The 19,566-nt window shown below is 60.2% G+C and carries 15 protein-coding genes; 9 read left to right on the forward strand and 6 right to left on the reverse strand.

The genetic code is table 11. The features are described 5' to 3' along the window. Position 1 precedes the first annotated feature (1 nt). Positions 2 to 535 carry a GspH/FimT family pseudopilin gene (locus B7L71_RS14770; RefSeq protein WP_081138862.1) on the reverse strand — a complete coding sequence of 178 codons (534 nt, stop codon included), beginning with the start codon at positions 533 to 535 and terminating at the stop codon, positions 2 to 4. An 80-nt stretch (positions 536 to 615) separates the two neighbouring features. On the opposite strand from B7L71_RS14770, the gene thiO reads away from it, so the two are divergent. Continuing rightward, positions 616 to 1,713, forward strand: a complete 1,098-nt coding sequence (gene thiO, locus B7L71_RS14775; protein ID WP_081138863.1) for a glycine oxidase ThiO — start codon at positions 616 to 618, stop codon at positions 1,711 to 1,713. A 4-nt stretch (positions 1,714 to 1,717) separates the two neighbouring features. On the opposite strand, the gene B7L71_RS14780 is transcribed toward thiO, so the two are convergent. After that, a complete protein-coding gene (locus B7L71_RS14780; protein WP_081138865.1) occupies positions 1,718 to 1,987 on the reverse strand; it encodes a PP0621 family protein in 270 nt (89 codons plus the stop codon). A gap of 135 nt (positions 1,988 to 2,122) precedes the next feature. On the opposite strand from B7L71_RS14780, the gene B7L71_RS14785 reads away from it, so the two are divergent. Further along, complete coding sequence (locus B7L71_RS14785; RefSeq protein WP_081138866.1) at positions 2,123 to 3,757, forward strand: NAD+ synthase; 1,635 nt, start codon at positions 2,123 to 2,125, stop codon at positions 3,755 to 3,757. Positions 3,758 to 3,782: 25 nt separating this feature from the next. Here B7L71_RS14785 and B7L71_RS14790 read toward each other — a convergent pair whose 3' ends face one another. From B7L71_RS14790 to B7L71_RS14800, 3 genes are all read right to left on the reverse strand, one after another. Beyond that, positions 3,783 to 5,939, reverse strand: a complete 2,157-nt coding sequence (locus B7L71_RS14790) for a putative bifunctional diguanylate cyclase/phosphodiesterase (RefSeq protein WP_081138868.1) — start codon at positions 5,937 to 5,939, stop codon at positions 3,783 to 3,785. An 83-nt stretch (positions 5,940 to 6,022) separates the two neighbouring features. Beyond that, positions 6,023 to 7,732 carry a methyl-accepting chemotaxis protein gene (locus B7L71_RS14795; RefSeq protein WP_081138869.1) on the reverse strand — a complete coding sequence of 570 codons (1,710 nt, stop codon included), beginning with the start codon at positions 7,730 to 7,732 and terminating at the stop codon, positions 6,023 to 6,025. A gap of 235 nt (positions 7,733 to 7,967) precedes the next feature. Next, positions 7,968 to 8,783: an outer membrane protein assembly factor BamD gene (locus B7L71_RS14800; RefSeq protein ID WP_016916046.1), complete on the reverse strand. Its 816-nt coding sequence runs from the start codon at positions 8,781 to 8,783 to the stop codon at positions 7,968 to 7,970. Positions 8,784 to 8,980: 197 nt separating this feature from the next. On the opposite strand from B7L71_RS14800, the gene rluD reads away from it, so the two are divergent. The 5 genes from rluD (at position 8,981) to ilvN (ending at position 16,160) form a co-directional block, all read left to right on the forward strand. Next, positions 8,981 to 9,940, forward strand: a complete 960-nt coding sequence (gene rluD / locus B7L71_RS14805) for a 23S rRNA pseudouridine(1911/1915/1917) synthase RluD (protein WP_081138870.1) — start codon at positions 8,981 to 8,983, stop codon at positions 9,938 to 9,940. After that, entirely contained in the window at positions 9,937 to 10,692 is a 756-nt protein-coding gene (pgeF, locus tag B7L71_RS14810) for a peptidoglycan editing factor PgeF (RefSeq protein WP_081138872.1), read from the forward strand. The genes rluD and pgeF overlap by 4 nt, the downstream gene beginning before the upstream one ends. Before the next feature lie 159 nt (positions 10,693 to 10,851). Continuing rightward, on the forward strand, positions 10,852 to 13,446 hold the full coding sequence (clpB, locus tag B7L71_RS14815; RefSeq protein ID WP_016916049.1) for an ATP-dependent chaperone ClpB: 2,595 nt from the start codon (positions 10,852 to 10,854) through the stop codon (positions 13,444 to 13,446). 498 nt (positions 13,447 to 13,944) lie between these two features. Continuing rightward, a complete protein-coding gene (locus B7L71_RS14820; RefSeq protein WP_081138873.1) occupies positions 13,945 to 15,669 on the forward strand; it encodes an acetolactate synthase 3 large subunit in 1,725 nt (574 codons plus the stop codon). After that, the gene (gene ilvN / locus B7L71_RS14825) at positions 15,669 to 16,160 is read left to right on the forward strand and encodes an acetolactate synthase small subunit (protein WP_016916051.1); all 492 of its coding nucleotides are present in this window, start codon (positions 15,669 to 15,671) and stop codon (positions 16,158 to 16,160) included. Before B7L71_RS14820 ends, ilvN begins: the two co-directional genes overlap by 1 nt. A gap of 77 nt (positions 16,161 to 16,237) precedes the next feature. On the opposite strand, the gene ilvY is transcribed toward ilvN, so the two are convergent. Then, a complete protein-coding gene (gene ilvY / locus B7L71_RS14830) occupies positions 16,238 to 17,125 on the reverse strand; it encodes an HTH-type transcriptional activator IlvY (protein WP_016916052.1) in 888 nt (295 codons plus the stop codon). Positions 17,126 to 17,318: 193 nt separating this feature from the next. On the opposite strand from ilvY, the gene ilvC reads away from it, so the two are divergent. Both ilvC and pssA read left to right on the forward strand, forming a co-directional pair. Then, positions 17,319 to 18,335 carry a ketol-acid reductoisomerase gene (gene ilvC, locus B7L71_RS14835; protein WP_016916053.1) on the forward strand — a complete coding sequence of 339 codons (1,017 nt, stop codon included), beginning with the start codon at positions 17,319 to 17,321 and terminating at the stop codon, positions 18,333 to 18,335. Between the two features lie 150 nt (positions 18,336 to 18,485). Continuing rightward, positions 18,486 to 19,370: a CDP-diacylglycerol--serine O-phosphatidyltransferase gene (pssA, locus tag B7L71_RS14840; protein ID WP_081138874.1), complete on the forward strand. Its 885-nt coding sequence runs from the start codon at positions 18,486 to 18,488 to the stop codon at positions 19,368 to 19,370. The last annotated feature ends 196 nt before the right edge of the window (positions 19,371 to 19,566 follow it).

Below are 19,566 nucleotides of genomic sequence, written 5' to 3' on the forward strand. Positions count from 1 at the left end.
GCTAGCAGTCGATAGGCGTCTTATCAATACGCAGTCGGCCTAGCGGACTCAGCACCAGCCGCTTGCCCGTTTCGCCCGTCGCGCACACGTCGAAGCTGCCGTTATAGCCGCTGGCATGGCCGAGTGGCGTGTACGTCACTCGATGCCAGCCACGGCTATAGGTGGTGTAGGTGGCCAACTGGCCGGGAAAGGTGCGCAACACCTGCGCTGGCTCGATGGTATCCGTGGCGCGTCCTTTCACCACCATCAAGGTGTCGTGCCAGCTCGCAGTGCAGGCAGTGTGTTGTGGGTTGGCTGGGCAGACGGTGACCGCCGTGCGCTGGGTAATGGCCGTATTGCGCGCCAAGGCAAACGCAGCCTGCAGCCGCGTCGTTTCACTGTTGAGCATGCTGTGGTGCCCCAAGGCTTGAAAACCTGGGGCCAGCCAGGCAGTCATGACGGCCATCAGCACCAGGGCCACCATCAGTTCGAGGAGCGTAAAGCCTCGCTGAACCGAGCCAGGCCGTGGGTGTGCAGCGGTATCGCATGTCATCATGAGACCCTCTGTGTACGGTCATGGGGCTCATCCTAGAGGGCCTTGTGCTCTTTTTATGTAAGCCAAAACGGACAAAGCTTGTGAGCCATATCTTAATTATTGGCGGCGGTGTCATCGGCATGATGACCGCGCTCCAGCTGGCTGATGCAGGGCAGCAGGTCACGTTGGTGGAGCGCGGGCAGTGTGGCCAGGAGGCTTCCTGGGCGGGTGGGGGTATCGTCTCGCCGCTCTACCCCTGGCGTTACGGTGAGCCGGTGTCGCGGCTCTCGCGCTGGTCGGAAGGGGTCTACCCCACGCTGGCGCTACGGCTGCTGGAAGAAACGGGCATCGACCCCGAGTATCGCCAGAAAGGCCTGCTTTACCTGAACGTGGAAGATGACGAGCAGGCGCTGGCGTGGGCTCGGCAAATGGGCAAGCCGCTCGAACGGGTCGAGGCAGAGGTCGTGCAGCAGAAAGAGCCCGCCGCGCTGGCCTCTGGCGGAAGCGCTCTGTGGATGCCGACGCTGGGCAGCATTCGTAACCCCCGCCTTGGCCAGGCGCTGCGGGCCCGGCTGGCGGCGATGCCGAGCGTCACGCTGGTCGAGCAGTGCCAGGTCACCGGCTTCCTCCAGCGTCAGGGCAAGGTCGTGGGGGTGGTCACGGGGTCGGGCGAGCTGCATGCCGAGCGAGTAGTGGTATGTGGCGGAGCCTGGGCAGCCCAGCTACTGGAAGGCCTGGGTATCCAGTTGCCCGTTCGGCCCGTGAAAGGGCAGATGATCGCTTATCAGACCCCGCCAGGGCTGGTGCAGCGGGTGGTGCTCAAAGATGGTCGCTATGTGATTCCGCGCAACGATGGTCTGCTGCTGGTGGGCTCGACGCTGGAAGAGGCCGGGTTCGATAAAACCACTGATCAGGACGCCTTGGCGTCGCTGCGCCAGAGTGCTGAAAATATCATTCCTGCGCTGGCCAGGTACCCCGTGGCGTATCACTGGGCGGGGCTGCGTCCGGGCTCCCCGGACGGCATTCCGTTCATCGGGGCGCTGCCGGAATTTCCCAACGTGTTCGTCAATGCAGGGCACTACCGCAATGGGCTGGTACTGGCTCCCGCCTCGACGCATCTGCTGGTCGACCAGCTATTGGATCGTGAGCCGCTGATCGACCCCGCGCCTTACTTGCCGGTGGCGCTATGTCGGGGGTAGCGCATCAAGCATTACCGTCGTCGCGATCACGCTGTTCCTGCAGGAAGCGGTCGCGGTGGGCGCTGCAGCAAAACCACTGCTCATGGTCACGCAGTGCCTCGCTTTCCGGCACGTGAACGTCGCACCAGCGGCAGCGCACCATCTGCCCGCCTTCATGGCGAGGAGCGGGGGGCTGCTGCTGGGAAAGGCGGTGCTGGCGATACATGCCGTAGAGTTTCAGGCCTGCATAAAACAGCACCGCAAAAATAATCAGCCGAATGATCAACAGGTTCATCCTCGATAACTCCCATACCGGGAAAAAGCGGGCAGCACGCCTGTAGCCGTATGGCCTTTGCCAGCAGGCGCACCTTGCGGGACAATGCCCCAAGTGCCATCGTATTCTGAAGATTCTCAAGAGATTTTGACGCCCATGCAAGACTTAACGCTGGTAATGGCCCAACTCGACCCGCTAGTGGGAGATATTCCCGGCAATGCCGCGCGCGCCATCGAGGCCGTGCGTGAGGCGAGGATCGAGCATGGGGCGGACATTGTGGTCTTTCCCGAGCTGTTTCTTTCCGGCTACCCGCCGGAAGACCTGCTGCTGAGGCCTTCCATGGAGGCGCGCCTGCGCGAAGCCCGCGCCAAAATGGCCGAGAAGGTGGCCCGAGACGTGCTGGTCATCATTGGTTATCCCGGCGTGCGTGAAGGCAAGTGCTACAACATGGCGGGCGTGCTGTACAACGGCCAGTGGGAAGCAGAGTACGCCAAGCAGGCGCTGCCGAACTACCAGGTGTTCGATGAGCAGCGCTACTTCACCCCCGGCACCCAGCCACTGGTTTACGAGCACAAGGGTGCCAAGCTGGGGCTGTTGATCTGTGAAGACTTGTGGGAAGGCTCGCCGGTCAAGGCGGCGCAGGCGGCCGGGGCGGAAGTATTGATCAGCCTGAATGCCTCACCCTACCACCAGGACAAGCCCACCGAGCGGCTGCGCCTTCTGGAGCAGCGGGCTCAGGACGTTCAGCGCCCCATTCTCTACGTCAACACCATTGGCGGCCAGGATGAGCTGGTGTTCGATGGCGGTTCTTGCTGTGTGGATGAGCAGGGCCAGCTCAAGGTGCTGGCCCCTTACTGGCAAGCCGGGCTGATGCCCGTTCAACTGCTGCAAACCAGCGCCGAGCGTTGGGAGCCCCAGGCCGGAGAGATCGAGCCGGAAGTCATGCCGGAAGAGAGCCTTTACTGTGCGCTGGTCACCGGGCTGCGTGACTACGTCAATAAAAGCGGCTTCAAAGGCGTGGTGCTGGGGCTTTCCGGCGGCATCGACTCCGCCTTGTCGCTGGCGATTGCGGTGGATGCGCTAGGGCCGCAGCGCGTTCAGGCGGTCATGATGCCTTACCACTACACCGCCGATATCTCCAAGCAGGATGCCGCCGAGCAGGCCAAACTGCTGGGGGTGCATTATGACGTGATGCCCATCGAGCCCATGGTAGAGGCCTTCATGGCGACCCTGGCGGATAGCTTTGCGGGCACCGAGCGTGACACCACCGAGGAAAACCTGCAGTCGCGCTGCCGAGGCGTGCTGCTGATGGCCATTTCCAACAAGAAAGGCCTGATGGTGCTGACCACCGGCAACAAGAGCGAAATGGCCGTGGGCTATGCCACGCTCTATGGCGACATGGTGGGCGGCTACAACGCCATCAAGGATGTCTACAAGACCTGGGTCTACCGCCTGGCTCGTTGGCGTAACACCCAGTCGTCGGCCATTCCGGAGCGGGTCATCGAGCGTCCGCCCAGCGCAGAGCTGGCGCCCGACCAGCAGGATAGCGATTCCCTGCCGGATTACGATGTGCTGGACGCGATTCTGGTGCGCTACATCGAAGGGGACATGAGCGCCGAAGCCATCATTGCGGCGGGTTACGACGAGAACGATGTCTACAAGGTGGTGAAGCTGGTGGACCGCTGCGAGTACAAGCGTCGCCAGGCTCCGGTAGGTGTACGGGTCACGCCGCGTGGTTTCGGGCGTGACCGTCGTTACCCCATCGTCAATGGCTGGCAGCCGGGCGAGTAGCGCCTGCTGCCAGCCGCGACCAGCCCTAAGCCAGTACGGGAGGAGGTGCCAGGCAATGCTTGGCCATCTCCTCCGGTGCCACCGGCTTGCAGAAGTAGTAACCCTGATAGGCATGGCACTGGTGCGCGTTGAGATAGCGCCAGTGCTCGATGGTTTCCACACCTTCTGCAATCACATCAAGCCCCAGTGAACGCCCCATGGCAATGATGGTTTCGACGATGGCCATGTCGTCGGCGTCCTGATGAACATCGCGCACGAACGACTGGTCGATCTTGATCTGGTCCAGCGGTAAGCGCTTCAAGTACTGCAGCGAGGAGTATCCGGTACCGAAGTCATCCATGGCAAAGCTGATGCCTAGCGCCTTGAGCTGGTGCATCCGGTCGATGGTGTCCTCCACTTTGCCGATCACCGTGCTTTCGGTCAGCTCCAGCTTCAACCGATGGGCAGGGGCACCGCTGAGCTTCAGCGCGGTGGCGACTTCATCCACGAAACCGGGTTGTTGAAACTGCTTGGCACTAACGTTTACCGCTAGTACCAGATGCCGGGTGTGTTCCGTTGCTTGCCAGGCCGCCAACTGCTCACAGGCCGCGTGTAGCACCCAACTGCCAATCGGCACGATCAGCCCGGTTTCTTCCGCCAGGGGGATGAACATGCCTGGGGAGACAAACCCACGCTCAGGATGCTGCCAGCGAATCAGCGCTTCGGCACCAATGCTCCGCCCCTGGTTGTCTACCTGCATCTGGTATACCAGCACGAACGCTTTCTGCTCGATGGCCAGACGCAGGTCGCGCTCCAGCTCCGTGCGGCTTTCCAGCTGGGCTTGTACTTCAGGGTCATAAAAACGCAGGCCGTTCTGTCCGCCGCGCTTGGCCAGGTGTACCGCTGAGTTGGCGTACTGGAACAGGCTGTCGATGCTCTCTTCCAGCCCTTTGAACAATACCAGGCCCTGGCTGACGTTGAGGAACTGCTGACGGCCTTCCAGGCAGTAAGGTTGGGTCAGGGTGTGGCTCACCTGCTGGGCAAAGAACTCGGCTTTTTCGGCCGCTTTCAGCTGGTCTTCATCCAGGCCGTCCACGATGATGGCAAATTCGTCTCCGCTGAGTCGGCCAATGGTGCAGCCCTCGGGCTGCAGTGTCTCCAGCCGTTTGGCCATCTGCTTGATCAACTCATCCCCGGCGCGGTGGCCAATGCCATCGTTGATACGCTTGAACTCGTCCACGTCCACATAGATCAGGCTACCGTAGGTGCCCGTTTGGGCGTTGGTTTCGAGGGAGTGCTGAAGATGCTCGCGCATCAGGCGCCAGTTGGGTAATTCGGTGAGTGAGTCGTAGTAAGCAAGCTGATGTACCTGCTGCTCGGCATGACGCCGCTGGTGTTCGGAGTCGCGCAGAGCCAGTAGCGAGGCCGAAATGCGTTGCAGGGTTCCGCTATGCTGCTGGCTGAGCCGCTTCACTGCCTGCATGTCCGGTAACTGATCCGAGCGCTTGGAAAGGGCGAGAATGGCATCGCCCACGATGACCAAGCGTTGATTGATCCGCCATGCCGCGATCATCGCCGCGCCCAGCAGTAGCGAGAACAGCCCAATGCCGGTCCAGAGAATGGAATTGCGCTCGTGGGTCAGTGCCTGGTACGACTCGCCATGGCGATCACTGGCCCGCTGGGTCAGGGCTTCGAAAATCTGCTGAGAAAACAGGTTGAACGTCGTGAAGTACTGCTGGGCTTCACGTAGATAATAGCCAGCGTCTCCCTGATTCAAGGTGGCGGCTTCGTTCGCCATGTCCACAAAGCGGCGGTAATCGAAGAAGGCCCGCTGCAGAGTGTCCGCACTCTCCTGGCTGAGGTCGTAGATCAGGGGGGAAGCCGCCAACTGGTCGATGCTCTGACCAATTCGGGAAAGCTCCAGGTTAATGATGCCATACTCTGAGTAACGCTGCATGGCACTCAGGTTGGTGTCGGTTGCCTGACTGAGGACTTCAGTGACCCGCTGATGCAGATCGCTCAACTGGCGATCAAAGGTGGCCATTTGCATCAGGGTGTCCAGATCATTGGACTGCAGCTGATGATTTTGCAGCGACTGGTCTTGCAACACCTGGGTGGCAAGCACCAGTAGCAGTACCGCAGGCAGTACCACTATCAGCATGGGCAGCAAGAACACCATAAACAGACTTTTAGAAGGCTTCATGGCAACCTCGAAGGGAAAGCGGCGGCCGCGACACAGTGCATCGCGGCCTATCTAAACAATTAACGGCAGGTAAGGCGTTTTATTTAGAAGCTTTCCCACTCGGGCTCTTGCGCAGTGCTCTTGGTGGCAGGTAAGGCAGGCGCTTTTTCGGCGGGGCGTTTCAACCCTTGAGTTGGCACGCTCTGCTGACGCGTAGGCGGCGCGCTTGTGGTGGCAGGTAGCTTGAAGGCGCCCATGGCGTGGAGTAGCTGATGTGCGTTTTGGCGCAGGTTGTTGGCTGCTGTGGCACTTTCATGCACCAGCGAAGCGTTCTGTTGGGTCACCTGGTCCATCTCGGTCACGGCCTGGCCCACTTCCTGCACGCCAGCACTCTGCTCGACGCTGGCGTGGCTAATTTCCTGCATAATGCTGGTCACCCGCTCGATGGCGTGGACGATGTCTTCCGTTGACTTGCTGGCCTCTTCGGCCCGTTCATTACCGTTGTTGACGCGATCGAGATTACTGCTGATCAGGTCATTGATTTCCCGGGCGGCATCGGCGCTGCGTTGGGCGAGCTTACGCACCTCTTCGGCAACCACGGCAAAGCCTCGGCCATGTTCACCGGCCCGTGCGGCTTCCACCGACGCATTCAAGGCCAGGATATTGGTCTGGAAGGCAATCGAGTCGATGGTGGAGATAATGCCGGCAATTTCCTGAGAGCTCTTGTTCAGGTCGTTCATGATGGCCACGACATGGTGCACCGCTTCACCGCCCTGGGTAGCCGTCTTCGAGGCATTAGCAGCTTCCTGGCTGGCTTGTTCAGAGTTGTCGGCGTTCTGCTTCACGGTGCTGTTGAGCTGCTCCATGGCAGAAGCCGTTTCTGCCAGAGCGCTGGCTTGCTCTTCGGTGCGTGACGCCAGGTCATTATTGCCTTCCGCAATTTGCTCGCTGTTGGAAGCGACCGCCTCAGCGGATGCGCGCACCTGGGTCACGATATCCTGCAGTTGTTTAGCCATGGCGACCTGAGAAGCCATGATACTGCGGGTGTCACCTTTTTTGAGTCGGCCCTTGGTGGCGAGCTCGCCGCGACCGATGGCCTGAGCAAAGGCTTTGACTTCGTAAGGTTCGGCTCCCAGCTCGCGCAGCAGCTGACGGGATAAGAAAACCGCGATAAAGCCACCCACCAGCAGGGCAAACAGCGTCAGCCCAAGCATTTGTAGCTGAAAACCGGAAGCCGTCGCGCGGGCATCCTCGGTGGTGGTGGCGTTGATCTGCTCTTGCAGATCGATGAACTGATTGACGCGGCTCAACCATTCGCCATAGGCCGGGCCCGCTTGTTCGAGCATCAGCGATTGCGCCTGTTCGTACTGGTCTGCGTTCCTGGCATCGATCACCTGCTGAGAAAGCGCCATGGTGGCAGTGGCCTGTTCGCTGATGTTATCAAGCAGTGCCTGCTCTTGTCCGGTCGGCGCATGTTGTTGATTCAGGGTTCGCATCTTGCTGATGGCGTTATCGTAAAGGCCTCGCAGGCGAGTCAGCTCTTCTTGCAAGGATGCCAGGTTGCCGTTGCCAGCCGTAATGACGATATCGCGCAATACGATCGCGCGGTCATGGACGCTGCCCCGCATATCCACAGCAAAGCGCTGTTTGGCACCGTTGATGTCGTTGATCTCGCTCAGACCGCGGTCGATCTGGTTGACCTGGTAGATACCGGCGGCTGTGAGCAAAACCAGCAATAACAGCAGCGTGGAAAAACCGGCAGTCAGCCGCGTACTGATTTTGGTACCGGCAAAGCGTTTATACAGGGATGTCATGGGGGAGGCTCCTCAGGCGCCGTGCAGGCGCTTTATTATGTTCGGCGAGGCAATAATAGCGTCGCGTAGATGTTTTGTACAATAAGTGTATCGATAATTTTATTTTTCTGCTAATTAAGTTTTTGTTAATGAAGAGGTTTTGTGAAGAACGAAAAAACCACGCCGAAGCGTGGTTAGATAAGGTGTATAGATTGTATAGCTTTTGAAAACGGCTGGCTAGCGCCGCGCTTCAACGCTAATTGCGGCCACCGTTATATTTGGGCACGAAACGGCTGCCCTGAAGCTGCTCATGGTCAGGCGCATTTTCACGCAGCACGGCCAGGACTTCGCTGGCGCGATCTTGCATGCCCATGCCTTGGTAACCTTCTACCATGGTGGCCAGAGCATCCCGCGTGGCGTTGGATTCCGGATAGTTTTCAACGACCCAGCGACCGCGCTCAATGGCCGCGAGGAAGGCGCCACGACGCAGGTAGTAGTCGGCGACATGCAGCTCATGGCGAGCCAGCAGCTCACGCAGGTAGACGATACGTTGCTGGGCATCTGGGGCGTATTGGCTTTGCGGATAGCGTTGAATCAGCTCGCGGAAGTCGTTGTAGGCATCCCGTGAGGCGCCCAGGTCGCGCTTGGAAATATCGATCAGGCGCAGGCGTTCCAGGCTGAAGCGCCCTGCTTGCCAGGCGGACAGCCCGCGCAGGTAATAGGCGTAATCCACTTGCGGGTGGTCAGGGTGCAGGCGAATGAACCGGCTGGCCGCCGCGCGGGCCTCTTCCCAGTTGCTATTTTCGTAGTAGGCGTAGATCAGTTCGAGCTGAGCCTGTTCGGCATGAGGGCCAAACGGGTAGCGGGTGTCCAGGGCTTCCAGGCGCTCGATGGCGATAGGGTAGCGATTGCTGTCGAGGGCCGTACGGGCCAGCTCATACAGCTCGCGCTCTTGAACACCGGCAAGCTCGTCTTCGTCTTCCGGAGTGGTGTCATTGCTGGCACAGCCTGCTAACAGGGCAAGACTCAGGGCCAGGGCGCCAAAGCGATTGGCAGCGGAAAAAACGCGCATCATCATCCTCGTTGCAAACAAGCCTCAATCACCGAAAAGCGACGATGGCCATAAGTAGAAATGGTAGAATAGGTCGCAGTCAGCCCACTATAAAACACCTGAGCGCAAAACGCAGGCTTGGCGATACTTTGCTGTAAGGGGTTAGCGGTGTCGTATCATCCAGAAGTAGGCGTGTTTGTGTCATAAAGAGGTCATTCATGTCTCGAATTGTGGAAGCCACGCAGCGCGTCCCCGCCACCCTGGCGGGCGCACGCTTGGACCAGGCCGCCGCGGAGTTGTTCAGCGATTATTCCCGCGAGCGCTTGAAAGCGTGGATCAATGCGGGAGAGCTTACGGTCGATGGGGCCAAGGCCAAGCCCAAGGCCAAGCTGCACGGTCACGAAGTGTTGGCGCTCCACGCCACCATCGAAGAAGACACTCGCTTTGCGCCCCAGGACATCGCCCTGGACATCGTTTATGAAGACGACGACGTCATGGTGGTCAACAAGCCTGCGGGAATGGTGGTACATCCTGCCGCAGGCAATCCCGATGGCACGCTGCTCAATGCGCTGCTGTTCCATCACCCTTCGCTGGCAGAAGTGCCCCGAGCGGGCATCGTCCATCGGCTGGACAAGGACACCACTGGCCTGATGATGGTGGCCAAGACCCTGCCCGCGCAAACGGCGCTGGTGGAGCAGCTTCAGGCGCGGACCGTGTCACGCCAGTACGATGCGGTCGTGCTCGGCAAGCCGGTGTCGGGCAGCACGATCGACGCCCCCATTGGTCGGCATCCGAAGGATCGCAAGCGCCAGGCCGTGACCGCCTCGGGCAAGCCTGCGGTGACGCATTTTCGTGTCGTCGAGCGGTTCCGCGCGCACACCCACGTGCGCTGCCAGTTGGAAACCGGGCGTACTCACCAGATACGCGTGCATATGTCTCATGCGCGTTTTCCGCTGGTGGGCGACCCGCTGTACAGCGGTCGCGCCAAGCTACCGCCGGGGGCAGCCGGGCCATTGAAGGAGATTCTGCGTGAATTTCCCCGTCAGGCGCTGCATGCGCGCCAGTTGAGCTTCGTCCACCCCACCAGTGGAGAAACGCTGACCTTCAAGGCGGAGCTGCCTGACGATTTGCTGATGCTGCTGGATTATCTGCGTGAAGATAGCGAGACCATGCGATGAGCGATGCCATAGACCTGCGCCCCACGCTGCTGCGCCCTGATTGGGCGGCGCCTGCCAACGTGCAGGCCTTTGTGACCACCCGCGAGACAGGCCCCAGCCAGAACGACTTCGCGGCGTTCAACCCGGCAGCCCACGTGGGCGATAACGCCGACCACGTGGCGCTTTGTCGTCGGCTGCTGCACAAGGAAATCGGCGATAGCCGTCCGCTGCTGTGGCTCAATCAAACCCACGGGGCACGGGTGCAGCAGGAGTATCAGGAAAGCGTGCCAGAAGCCGATGCCTCGGTGGCCAGCAGCAGCGACTATGCCTGTGTGGTACTGACCGCCGACTGCCTGCCGGTGCTGTTCTGCAATCGGCAGGGCACCCAGGTAGCGGCGGCCCACGCCGGATGGCGCGGGCTCGCCGGTGGTGTGCTGGAAGCCACGGTGGCAGCGATGAACTGCGACCCCGAAGACATTCTGGTGTGGCTTGGCCCGGCGATCTCCAATGCCCAGTTCGAGGTGGGCCCGGAAGTGTACGGCACCTTCGTGGCCATCCAGCCCGACACCGCAGAAGCCTTCGATCATAGCCCTTATCGTCTGGGCCATTACATGGCCGACCTGTACCGCCTGGCGCGCTTTCGCCTGGAGGCGTTGGGCATCCATCAGATCAGCGGTGGTCACTTCTGTACGGCCTGCGAATCGCGCTTTTACTCTTATCGGCGGGATAACGGCAACACCGGCCGCATGGCAAGCGTGATCTGGATCAAGTGAGCAGTCGGGCAGCGGCTGGTTAATATCGCACGCCTCTTGAAATGGCCATAACTGCCGCCATGTTACTTGTCAAGCTAATCGTCTTTAGCACGTTCAACGACAGGTTATCGGGGTGCGCCGTGGGTCGAAACGCACGGCACCCCCCCCAGGAGGCACTCCATGCGATTCGATAAATTTACTGCCAAGTTGCAGGCCGCCATTGCCGAGGCTCAATCCCTCGCCGTGGGGCGTGGCCACAATCAACTCGACCCTGCCCATTTGCTGCTGGCGCTGCTTGACACGCGCGATACCGGCATCAAGGCGCTGATCGAAAAAGCCGAAGGCAGCGGTTCCCGGCTGCGCGACGGCTTGCAGCGCCAACTGGAAGACTTGCCCAAAGTCAGCCAGTTCGACGGCGAGGTCCAGCCTTCTCGGGAATTCGTCAAACTGATGAACCTGACCGACCGCGAAGCGCAAAAGCGCGGCGATCAGTTCATTGCCTCCGAGCTGGTGCTGCTGGCAGCGCTGGAAATGAACGGTGCCATCACCAAACTGCTCAAAGAGGCCGGGCTGACGCGCAAAAGTCTCGAGGCGGCCATCGACAGCCTGCGTGGGGGCTCCCGCGTTGACGACCCCAACGCCGAAGATCAGCGTGAAGCGCTGAACAAATATACCCTCGATCTGACCCAGCGAGCGCTGGAAGGCAAGCTCGACCCAGTGATCGGTCGTGACGACGAAATTCGTCGCACCATCCAGGTGTTGCAGCGCCGCACCAAGAACAACCCTGTACTGATCGGTGAGCCGGGCGTGGGCAAGACCGCGATCGTCGAAGGCCTGGCCCAGCGTATCGTCAATGGGGAAGTGCCCGAAGGCCTGAAGGAAAAGCGTGTGCTCTCGCTGGATATGGGGGCGTTGCTGGCGGGCGCGAAATTCCGCGGGGAATTCGAAGAACGGCTGAAAGCCGTGCTCAAGGAGCTCTCCCAGGAAGAAGGTCGGGTGATCCTGTTCATCGACGAGCTGCATACCATGGTGGGCGCAGGCAAGGCGGAAGGCGCCATGGACGCTGGCAACATGCTCAAGCCGGCGTTGGCCCGAGGCGAGCTGCACTGTGTCGGGGCCACCACGCTGGATGAGTACCGTCAGTACATCGAAAAAGACGCGGCCCTGGAGCGGCGCTTCCAGAAAGTGCTGGTGGACGAGCCCTCGGAAGCGGATACCGTGGCCATTCTGCGCGGCTTGAAGGAGCGTTACGAAGTTCACCACGGTGTCGATATCACCGACTCGGCCATCATCGCGGCGGCCAAACTCTCGACCCGTTATATCACCGACCGCCAGCTGCCGGACAAGGCCATCGACCTGATCGACGAGGCTGCATCGCGCATCCGTATGGAGCTGGACTCCAAACCGGAGGAGATGGACCGTCTCGACCGCCGTCTGATCCAGCTCAAGATGGAGCGGGAGGCGCTCAAGAAAGAGACCGACGACGCCACGAAAAAGCGTCTGGAAGCCCTCAATCAGCACATCCATGAGCTGGAGCGCGAGTACGCCGACCTGGATGAAATCTGGAAGGCGGAAAAGGCCAGCATCCAGGGTGCAGCGCAGTTCAAGGCCGAGCTGGAGCAAGCGCGTATCGACCTCGAACAGGCGCGCCGCCAAGGGGATCTTGGGCGCATGTCGGAGCTGCAGTACGGCAAGATTCCCGCGCTGGAGAAAAAGATCAGCGAAGCGGGTGAGGGTGAAGCCGATACCACCAGCCATCAGCTGCTGCGCTCCAACGTGACGGAAGAGGAGATTGCCGAAGTCGTGTCCCGCTGGACCGGCATCCCGGTGTCCAAAATGCTCGAAGGCGAGCGTGACAAGCTGCTGCGCATGGAAGATGCCCTGCACGAACGGGTCATCGGTCAGCACGAAGCCGTGGAAGCAGTGGCCAACGCGGTGCGGCGTTCCCGGGCGGGTCTCTCCGACCCCAACCGCCCCAACGGCTCGTTCCTGTTTCTGGGCCCCACCGGGGTGGGCAAGACCGAGCTGTGCAAGTCGCTGGCCAATTTCCTGTTCGATACCGAAGAGGCCATGGTGCGCATCGATATGTCCGAGTTCATGGAGAAGCACTCCGTGGCCCGTCTCATTGGCGCACCGCCTGGCTACGTCGGCTATGAAGAGGGCGGTTATCTGACCGAAGCGGTGCGCCGCAAGCCGTACTCGGTGCTGCTGCTGGATGAGGTGGAAAAAGCCCACCCGGATGTGTTCAACATCCTGCTCCAGGTGCTGGAAGATGGGCGCTTGACCGATGGTCAGGGGCGTACCGTTGACTTCCGCAATACGGTCATCGTCATGACCTCCAACCTGGGCTCGGACATCATCCAGCGCATGGGAGGCGACACCAGCAGTGACGACGGCAGCGACTACGAGCTGATGAAACAGGCAGTCATGGAAGTAGTGGGCAATCACTTCCGCCCTGAGTTGATCAACCGTATCGATGAAGTGGTGGTATTCCATGCCCTTGGCCAGGAGCAGATTCAAGCGATTGCCGGTATTCAACTGGAGCGCCTGAAGGCTCGCCTGGCAGAGCACGACCTGAGCCTGGAAATCAGTGACGACGCCATGGCGCAGTTGGCGGTGGTTGGCTTCGACCCCGTATTTGGCGCACGGCCGCTGAAACGTGCCATCCAGAGCCGCATCGAAAACCCGCTGGCGCAGGATCTGCTGGCTGGCAAGTACGCCCCGGGCGATACCATTCGCATCAGCGCGGGTGAAGGCAAGCTGATCTTTGGCTGATCCCGGAAGGGCTTGCTGCGCAATCAAATAGGGCGAATGCCCCGTCAGTGACGCTGGCGGGGCATTTTTTTGCAGCGACTGCGACCTTTGTTGCGTTTGCTCGGATAGGTGGTTGACACGCCAAGGGCGCTAATGGAATCTTGTGGGTTCCTGATTTGCGGGCGCGGAACCAACGGGCAATCCCTCATCACCGCGCGAAGGGTAGGCTCACGCCTCTACCCGCCGAAGGACTTCCGGGCTCGGGCTAACCGCCTGACCTGGCCAACGCCCCGACACGGCAAACCGCCGTGTAAGGGAGGCACGTGTCAAGCTCGCCACGTCCAGACAGGCCATGGTGACCAGCAACGCGTGCTCCCGATGAGAGTGCAGGCCCTAACCGGGCCATATTGCCAGGGTTTGGCATCAGGTGCCGGCATGGGCCGGCAGCGGCATACCGCCGCACTCGACCCCGCAGGATGTCCTGCGGATCGCACTCGAGACCCCCAGGGGAGAAATACAGTGGAACTGCTTTCCGGCGCAGACATGATCGCCCGCTTCTTGCAAGATGAGGGCGTAGAGTACATCTATGGTTATCCTGGCGGTGCGGCACTGCATATTTACGATGCGCTGTTCCGCCAGGACAAAGTGAAGCACATCCTCGTGCGTCACGAGCAAGCGGCCACCCACGCGGCTGACGGCTATGCCCGTGCCTCCGGCAAGCCCGGTGTGGTGCTGGTGACGTCCGGCCCCGGTGCGACCAACGCAGTCACGGGTATCGCGACTGCCTACATGGACTCCATTCCCATGGTCGTGCTGTGTGGTCAGGTCATGAGCCACCTGATTGGTGACGACGCCTTCCAGGAAACCGATATCGTCGGCGTGACCCGGCCCATCGTGAAGCACAGCTTCTCGATTCGTCACCCTTCTGAAATCCCGGAAGTGCTGAAAAAGGCCTTCTACCTGGCCTCTACCGGTCGCCCCGGCCCCGTGGTCGTCGATATTCCCAAGGACATGACCGCGCCCACCGAGCGCTACGAGTACGTGTACCCGAAGAAGGTCAAACTGCGCTCCTACAATCCGGTGACCCGTGGGCATACCGGGCAAATCAAGAAAGCCGTCGAGATGATGCTGAAGGCCAAGCGCCCGGTGTTCTACACCGGCGGTGGTGTGGTCACCGGCAAGGCCAGCGAAGGCTTGACCGATCTGGTGAAGCAGCTTGGTTACCCGATCACCACCACGCTGATGGGCATTGGCGCTTACCCGCAAAGCGACCGCCAGTGCCTGGGTTGGTTGGGCATGCACGGCTCGTATGAGTCCAACATGGCCATGCACCACGCGGACCTGATCATTGCCATCGGCGCACGTTTCGACGACCGCGTGACCAACAATACGTCGAAATTCTGCCCCACGGCCAAGATCATCCATGTGGACGTCGATCCCAGCTCGGTCTCCAAGACCGTGCGTGCCGACGTGCCCATCGTCGGTCCAGCCGCCAGCGTCATCAACGAGATGATCAGCCTGGTGCAGGGGCACGAGATTGCCCACCCCGAAGCGTTGACCGACTGGTGGCAGAAGATCGACGGCTGGCGCGCCGAGCGGGAAGGCAAGCTCTATGAGCCCTCCAGGCCCGGCGAGGCGCTGAAGCCCCAGGAAGTCATCGAGGCACTGTGCCGCGTCACTCGGGGCGAAGCGTACGTCACCACCGACGTGGGCCAGCACCAGATGTTTGCTGCGCAGTACTACAAGTTCGACAAGCCCAACCGCCTGATTACCTCCGGAGGCCTGGGCACCATGGGCTTCGGCTTTCCGGCCGCCATGGGCATCAAGCAGAACTTCCCCGAAGACGACGTGGTGTGTGTCACGGGGGAAGGCAGCTTCCAGATGATGATGCAGGAGCTTTCCACCTGTAAGCAGTACGGGGTGGGGGTCAAGATCGTCAACCTGAACAACGCGTCGCTGGGGATGGTGCGCCAGTGGCAGGACTTGAACTACAAGTCCCGCCACGCGCACTCCTACATGGAGTCGTTGCCCGACTTCCATATGCTGATCGAAGCTTACGGGTTTACCGCCATCACGGTCACTACCCTGGACGAGCTGGAGCCAGCGCTGGAGCGTGCCTTTGCCAACAAGCATGAGCTGGTATTCCTGGACGTGAAGGTCGACCCCTTTGAGCACGTTTACCCGATGCAAGTGCCGTTAGGCGCGATGCGTGACATGCTGCTGTCCAAAACGGAGCGTACCTGATGCGTCATATCATCTCGATTCTGATGGAAAACGAACCGGGTGCGCTGTCACGTGTAGTCGGGTTGTTCTCTCAGCGTAACTTCAACATCGAAACGCTGAACGTAGCACCGACGGAAGACCCGTCGCTGTCACGCTTGACGGTCACCACCATCGGTGACGACCGGGTGATCGAGCAGATCACCAAGCACCTCAACAAGCTGATCGACGTGGTGAAGCTGGTCGACCTGACCGAAGGTAACCACATCGAGCGGGAATTGATGCTGGTGAAAGTCAAGGCGCTGGGCGCTGCCCGTGATGAAGTGAAGCGTACCGTGGATATCTTCCGCGCCCAGGTCGTGGACGTGACACCGAGCCTCTACACCGTTCAGATCACCGGCGATGCCTCCAAGCTGGATGCTTTCCTGCAGGCCATGGCGCCGGTGGGCATTCTGGAAGTGGCGCGTACGGGCGTCTCCGGCATTGCCCGCGGTGACAAGGTGCTGTCGCTCTGATCGCGCGTTAGTACCCACCCAAAGCCGCCCTTCGCCGGGCGGTTTTTTTGTTTTTGGGTGGTGCCAGGCGGATGCCGCTAGCGAGGTGCCACCGTGGTCCAGAAAGCATCGATCATGGGATTCTGCAGCCGCCGGTTCAGCACGCACAGGCCAACATCGTAGTGGGGCAGCTCGGGCTTGACGTTGAGTACCTGTACACGCTCTGCCAGCGGGCTGTTGTCCAGCACGATACGCGGCACCACACCGACCCCAAACCCTAGCCCCACCATGCTGACGATGGCCTCATGCCCTGCCACCTGGGCATAGATGCGGGGCGCAATGCCCATGGCCTTGAACCAGGTATTGGCGTACTCCCGCGACAGGCCCGCCTCCGACAGAATCATGGGCACATGCCGCCACTGTTCGGCGGTCGAGCTTTCCGGATGGCTAGGCAGCCAGGCATGGGTTTCCGTCGGGGCGATGAACAACAGCGGCGAACGGGTGAGCGACTTGAACGCCAGGGCGCTGGGAGGAATGCGAGGCCTGGGCGTAATGGCCATGTCATCGGCCCCTTCCAGTACGCGGTTCATGGCGTCTGCCGGGTCACCCGTATGCAGCTTGAGCTCGATACCGGGGTGGCGTACCCGCACATCGCTCAACAGCTCATACAAAAAGCTGTAGCTGGCGGTGACCGAGCAGTAGATGCTGATTTCCCCGCTGAGCTGTGTCGCGCTGGTGGCCAGCGTGCGCTTTTGGGTTTCCCACTGCTCCAGCGTCTCCTTGGCGTAGCGCAGGAAAGCGATCCCTTGTGGGGTCAGCGTGACATGCCGGTTGTCACGTTCGAACAGCCGGGTGCCCAGTTCGCTCTCCACCTGCTGAATCGAGCGGCTCAAGGTGGAAGGGCTGATATGGCACAGCTCGCTGGCGCGCCCGAAATGCAGCGTATCCGCCAGAGTGACCATGTGCTTGAGAAGACGAAAATCCATGGGGTCGATGCCCTGAGTGTGATTTCATTTTATGAAATAGTATGTTGCAAATATAGCGTTTTACGCAATGGTGCTGCTGACGTAGAGTGACCTCAACGCCGAATCCCAGTGCTGCACTAGACGGCACGGGTGGCCATCAACGCTGACACATACACGATAACGATCTGATTCAACCGATTTCTGGAGTCTCGCCATGCACGTTTACTACGATAAAGATTGCGACCTTTCCCTCATTCAGGCCAAGAAAGTCACCATCGTCGGCTACGGTTCTCAGGGTCATGCCCACGCCAACAACCTGAAAGAGTCGGGTGTCGATGTCACCGTAGCGCTGCGCAAAGGCTCCTCGTCTGCGGCGAAAGCAGAAGCAGCAGGCTTGAAAGTCGCCAGCGTACCAGAAGCGTGCAAGACCGCTGACGTCGTCATGATTCTGGCGCCGGACGAAAACCAGAAAGCCATCTACGAGCAGGAAGTCGAGCCGAATCTGAAAGAAGGCGCGACCCTGGCGTTTGCCCACGGTTTCAACATCCACTACAACCAGATCGAGCCGCGTAAAGACCTCGACGTGATCATGATCGCGCCGAAAGCGCCGGGCCACACCGTACGCTCCGAGTTCGTCAAGGGTGGCGGTATTCCCGACCTGATCGCGATCCACCAGGATGCCTCTGGCAACGCCAAAGAGCTGGCGCTCTCTTACGCTGCAGGCGTTGGCGGTGGCCGCAGCGGTATCATCGAGACGACCTTCAAGGATGAAACCGAAACGGACCTGTTCGGCGAGCAGGCGGTCCTTTGCGGTGGTGCGGTCGAGCTGGTGAAGGCCGGTTTCGAAACCCTGACCGAAGCAGGTTACGCACCGGAAATGGCCTACTTCGAGTGTCTGCACGAACTCAAGCTGATCGTCGACCTGATGTACGAAGGCGGCATTGCCAACATGAACTACTCCATCTCCAACAATGCGGAGTATGGCGAGTACGTGACCGGCCCTGAGGTCATCAACGACGAGTCCCGTGCCGCGATGCGCAATGCACTCAAGCGCATCCAGACCGGTGAGTACGCCAAGATGTTCATCCAGGAAGGCAACACCAACTATCCTTCCATGACTGCACGCCGTCGTCTGAATGCCGAGCACGAAATCGAGCAGGTGGGTGCCAAGCTGCGCGGCATGATGCCGTGGATTGCTGCCAACCAGCTGGTCGACAAGTCCAAAAACTGATCGATCACCGTTATGAAAACGCCCCGAAGCGCCTATGCGTGCTGCGGGGCGTTTTGCATTCCGGCTGTCAGGACTGGTCGGCAAGGGTTCACCGTGTAGAATGAGAAGGGTTACTTGTGAATGTGACTTCACTCTAAATGGATGACACTTATGACTCAGGATGCTCGCGACCCAGAGCAGGAATCGCTCCCTTCGTCCGCTGCAGATACGGACAGCGCGGCTACTCCTTCGTCGAAGGAAGAGGAAATCGTGCGGAACGAGGATCTTGCCGCTGCCTTTCTTCGTGAAACCGAAGTCGTGGAGGAGGCCGTCGAAAACGGCAAGAAAATTCGCCGCAAGGGCATCTACCTGCTGCCCAACCTGTTTACCACGTCGGCACTGTTTTCTGGTTTCTTTGCCGTGGTGGCCGGGATCAATGGCGAGTTCACGTCGGCAGCGGTGGCCATTTTCATCGCCATGGTGCTGGATGGCCTGGATGGTCGCGTGGCGCGCATGACCAATACGCAAAGCGCTTTCGGGGCCGAGTACGACAGCCTGTCGGACATGATCTCGTTCGGCATGGCGCCTGCCCTGGTCGCCTTTACCTGGATACTGCAAGATATCGGCAAGACCGGCTGGGTGGTGGCCTTTCTCTATGTGGCGTGTGCTGCCCTGCGCCTGGCCCGCTTCAACGTACAGATCGGCAGCGTCGACAAAAAGTGGTTTATCGGCTTGCCCAGCCCTTCGGCTGCGGCGCTGGTCGCCGCCAGCGTGTGGACATTCCACAGCTTCGACGCCGATGCTGTTGGTTTCAAGCTGCTGATGCTGCTGGTAGTGGGCGCGGCGGGTATTCTCATGGTGAGTAACATCCGCTACTACAGCTTCAAGGATTTGGACTTCAAGAAGCCCGTGCCCTTCGTGGTGCTGCTGGCGGTGGTGCTTGGGTTCGTGATGATCTCGGTACAGCCCTCGGTCATGCTGCTGTTGCTGTTTGGTGCCTACGTCTGCTCGGGGCCAGTGCTGGCTGTCATGCGCAAGGCAAAGTCCAAACACTGAGCTGAAATTATTTTACAAAAGCCCTTGCCAACTCGGCGGCGAATCCGTAAAGTACGCATCCGCTGCCGGGGACGCCAAGCGTTACCAGCGGTGAAGAAGGTTGAAAAACCTTCGGTTTGTCAGGAAGTTAGCGTCATCTGCTGGTTGGATTGATCGCTCGCTTCACGCGCTGAAAGCAGCCCTTGACAAACACTAC

It is taken from the genome of Halomonas sp. BC2 (assembly GCF_002078115.1).
GTDB classification, from domain to species: domain Bacteria; phylum Pseudomonadota; class Gammaproteobacteria; order Pseudomonadales; family Halomonadaceae; genus Vreelandella; species Vreelandella stevensii.

What these genes read in the sequence shown, in the direction of transcription:
- B7L71_RS14785 (WP_081138866.1), top strand. Translation starts at nt 2,123, where the DNA reads ATGCAAGACTTAACGCTGGTAATGGCCCAACTCGACCCGCTAGTGGGA.
- B7L71_RS14795 (WP_081138869.1), bottom strand. Translation starts at nt 7,732, where the DNA reads ATGACATCCCTGTATAAACGCTTTGCCGGTACCAAAATCAGTACGCGG.
- pgeF (WP_081138872.1), top strand. Translation starts at nt 9,937, where the DNA reads ATGAGCGATGCCATAGACCTGCGCCCCACGCTGCTGCGCCCTGATTGG.
- ilvY (WP_016916052.1), bottom strand. Translation starts at nt 17,125, where the DNA reads ATGGATTTTCGTCTTCTCAAGCACATGGTCACTCTGGCGGATACGCTG.
- pssA (WP_081138874.1), top strand. Translation starts at nt 18,486, where the DNA reads ATGACTCAGGATGCTCGCGACCCAGAGCAGGAATCGCTCCCTTCGTCC.
- ilvN (WP_016916051.1), top strand. Translation starts at nt 15,669, where the DNA reads ATGCGTCATATCATCTCGATTCTGATGGAAAACGAACCGGGTGCGCTG.
- B7L71_RS14770 (WP_081138862.1), bottom strand. Translation starts at nt 535, where the DNA reads ATGATGACATGCGATACCGCTGCACACCCACGGCCTGGCTCGGTTCAG.
- clpB (WP_016916049.1), top strand. Translation starts at nt 10,852, where the DNA reads ATGCGATTCGATAAATTTACTGCCAAGTTGCAGGCCGCCATTGCCGAG.
- B7L71_RS14790 (WP_081138868.1), bottom strand. Translation starts at nt 5,939, where the DNA reads ATGAAGCCTTCTAAAAGTCTGTTTATGGTGTTCTTGCTGCCCATGCTG.
- rluD (WP_081138870.1), top strand. Translation starts at nt 8,981, where the DNA reads ATGTCTCGAATTGTGGAAGCCACGCAGCGCGTCCCCGCCACCCTGGCG.
- ilvC (WP_016916053.1), top strand. Translation starts at nt 17,319, where the DNA reads ATGCACGTTTACTACGATAAAGATTGCGACCTTTCCCTCATTCAGGCC.
- B7L71_RS14800 (WP_016916046.1), bottom strand. Translation starts at nt 8,783, where the DNA reads ATGCGCGTTTTTTCCGCTGCCAATCGCTTTGGCGCCCTGGCCCTGAGT.
- B7L71_RS14780 (WP_081138865.1), bottom strand. Translation starts at nt 1,987, where the DNA reads ATGAACCTGTTGATCATTCGGCTGATTATTTTTGCGGTGCTGTTTTAT.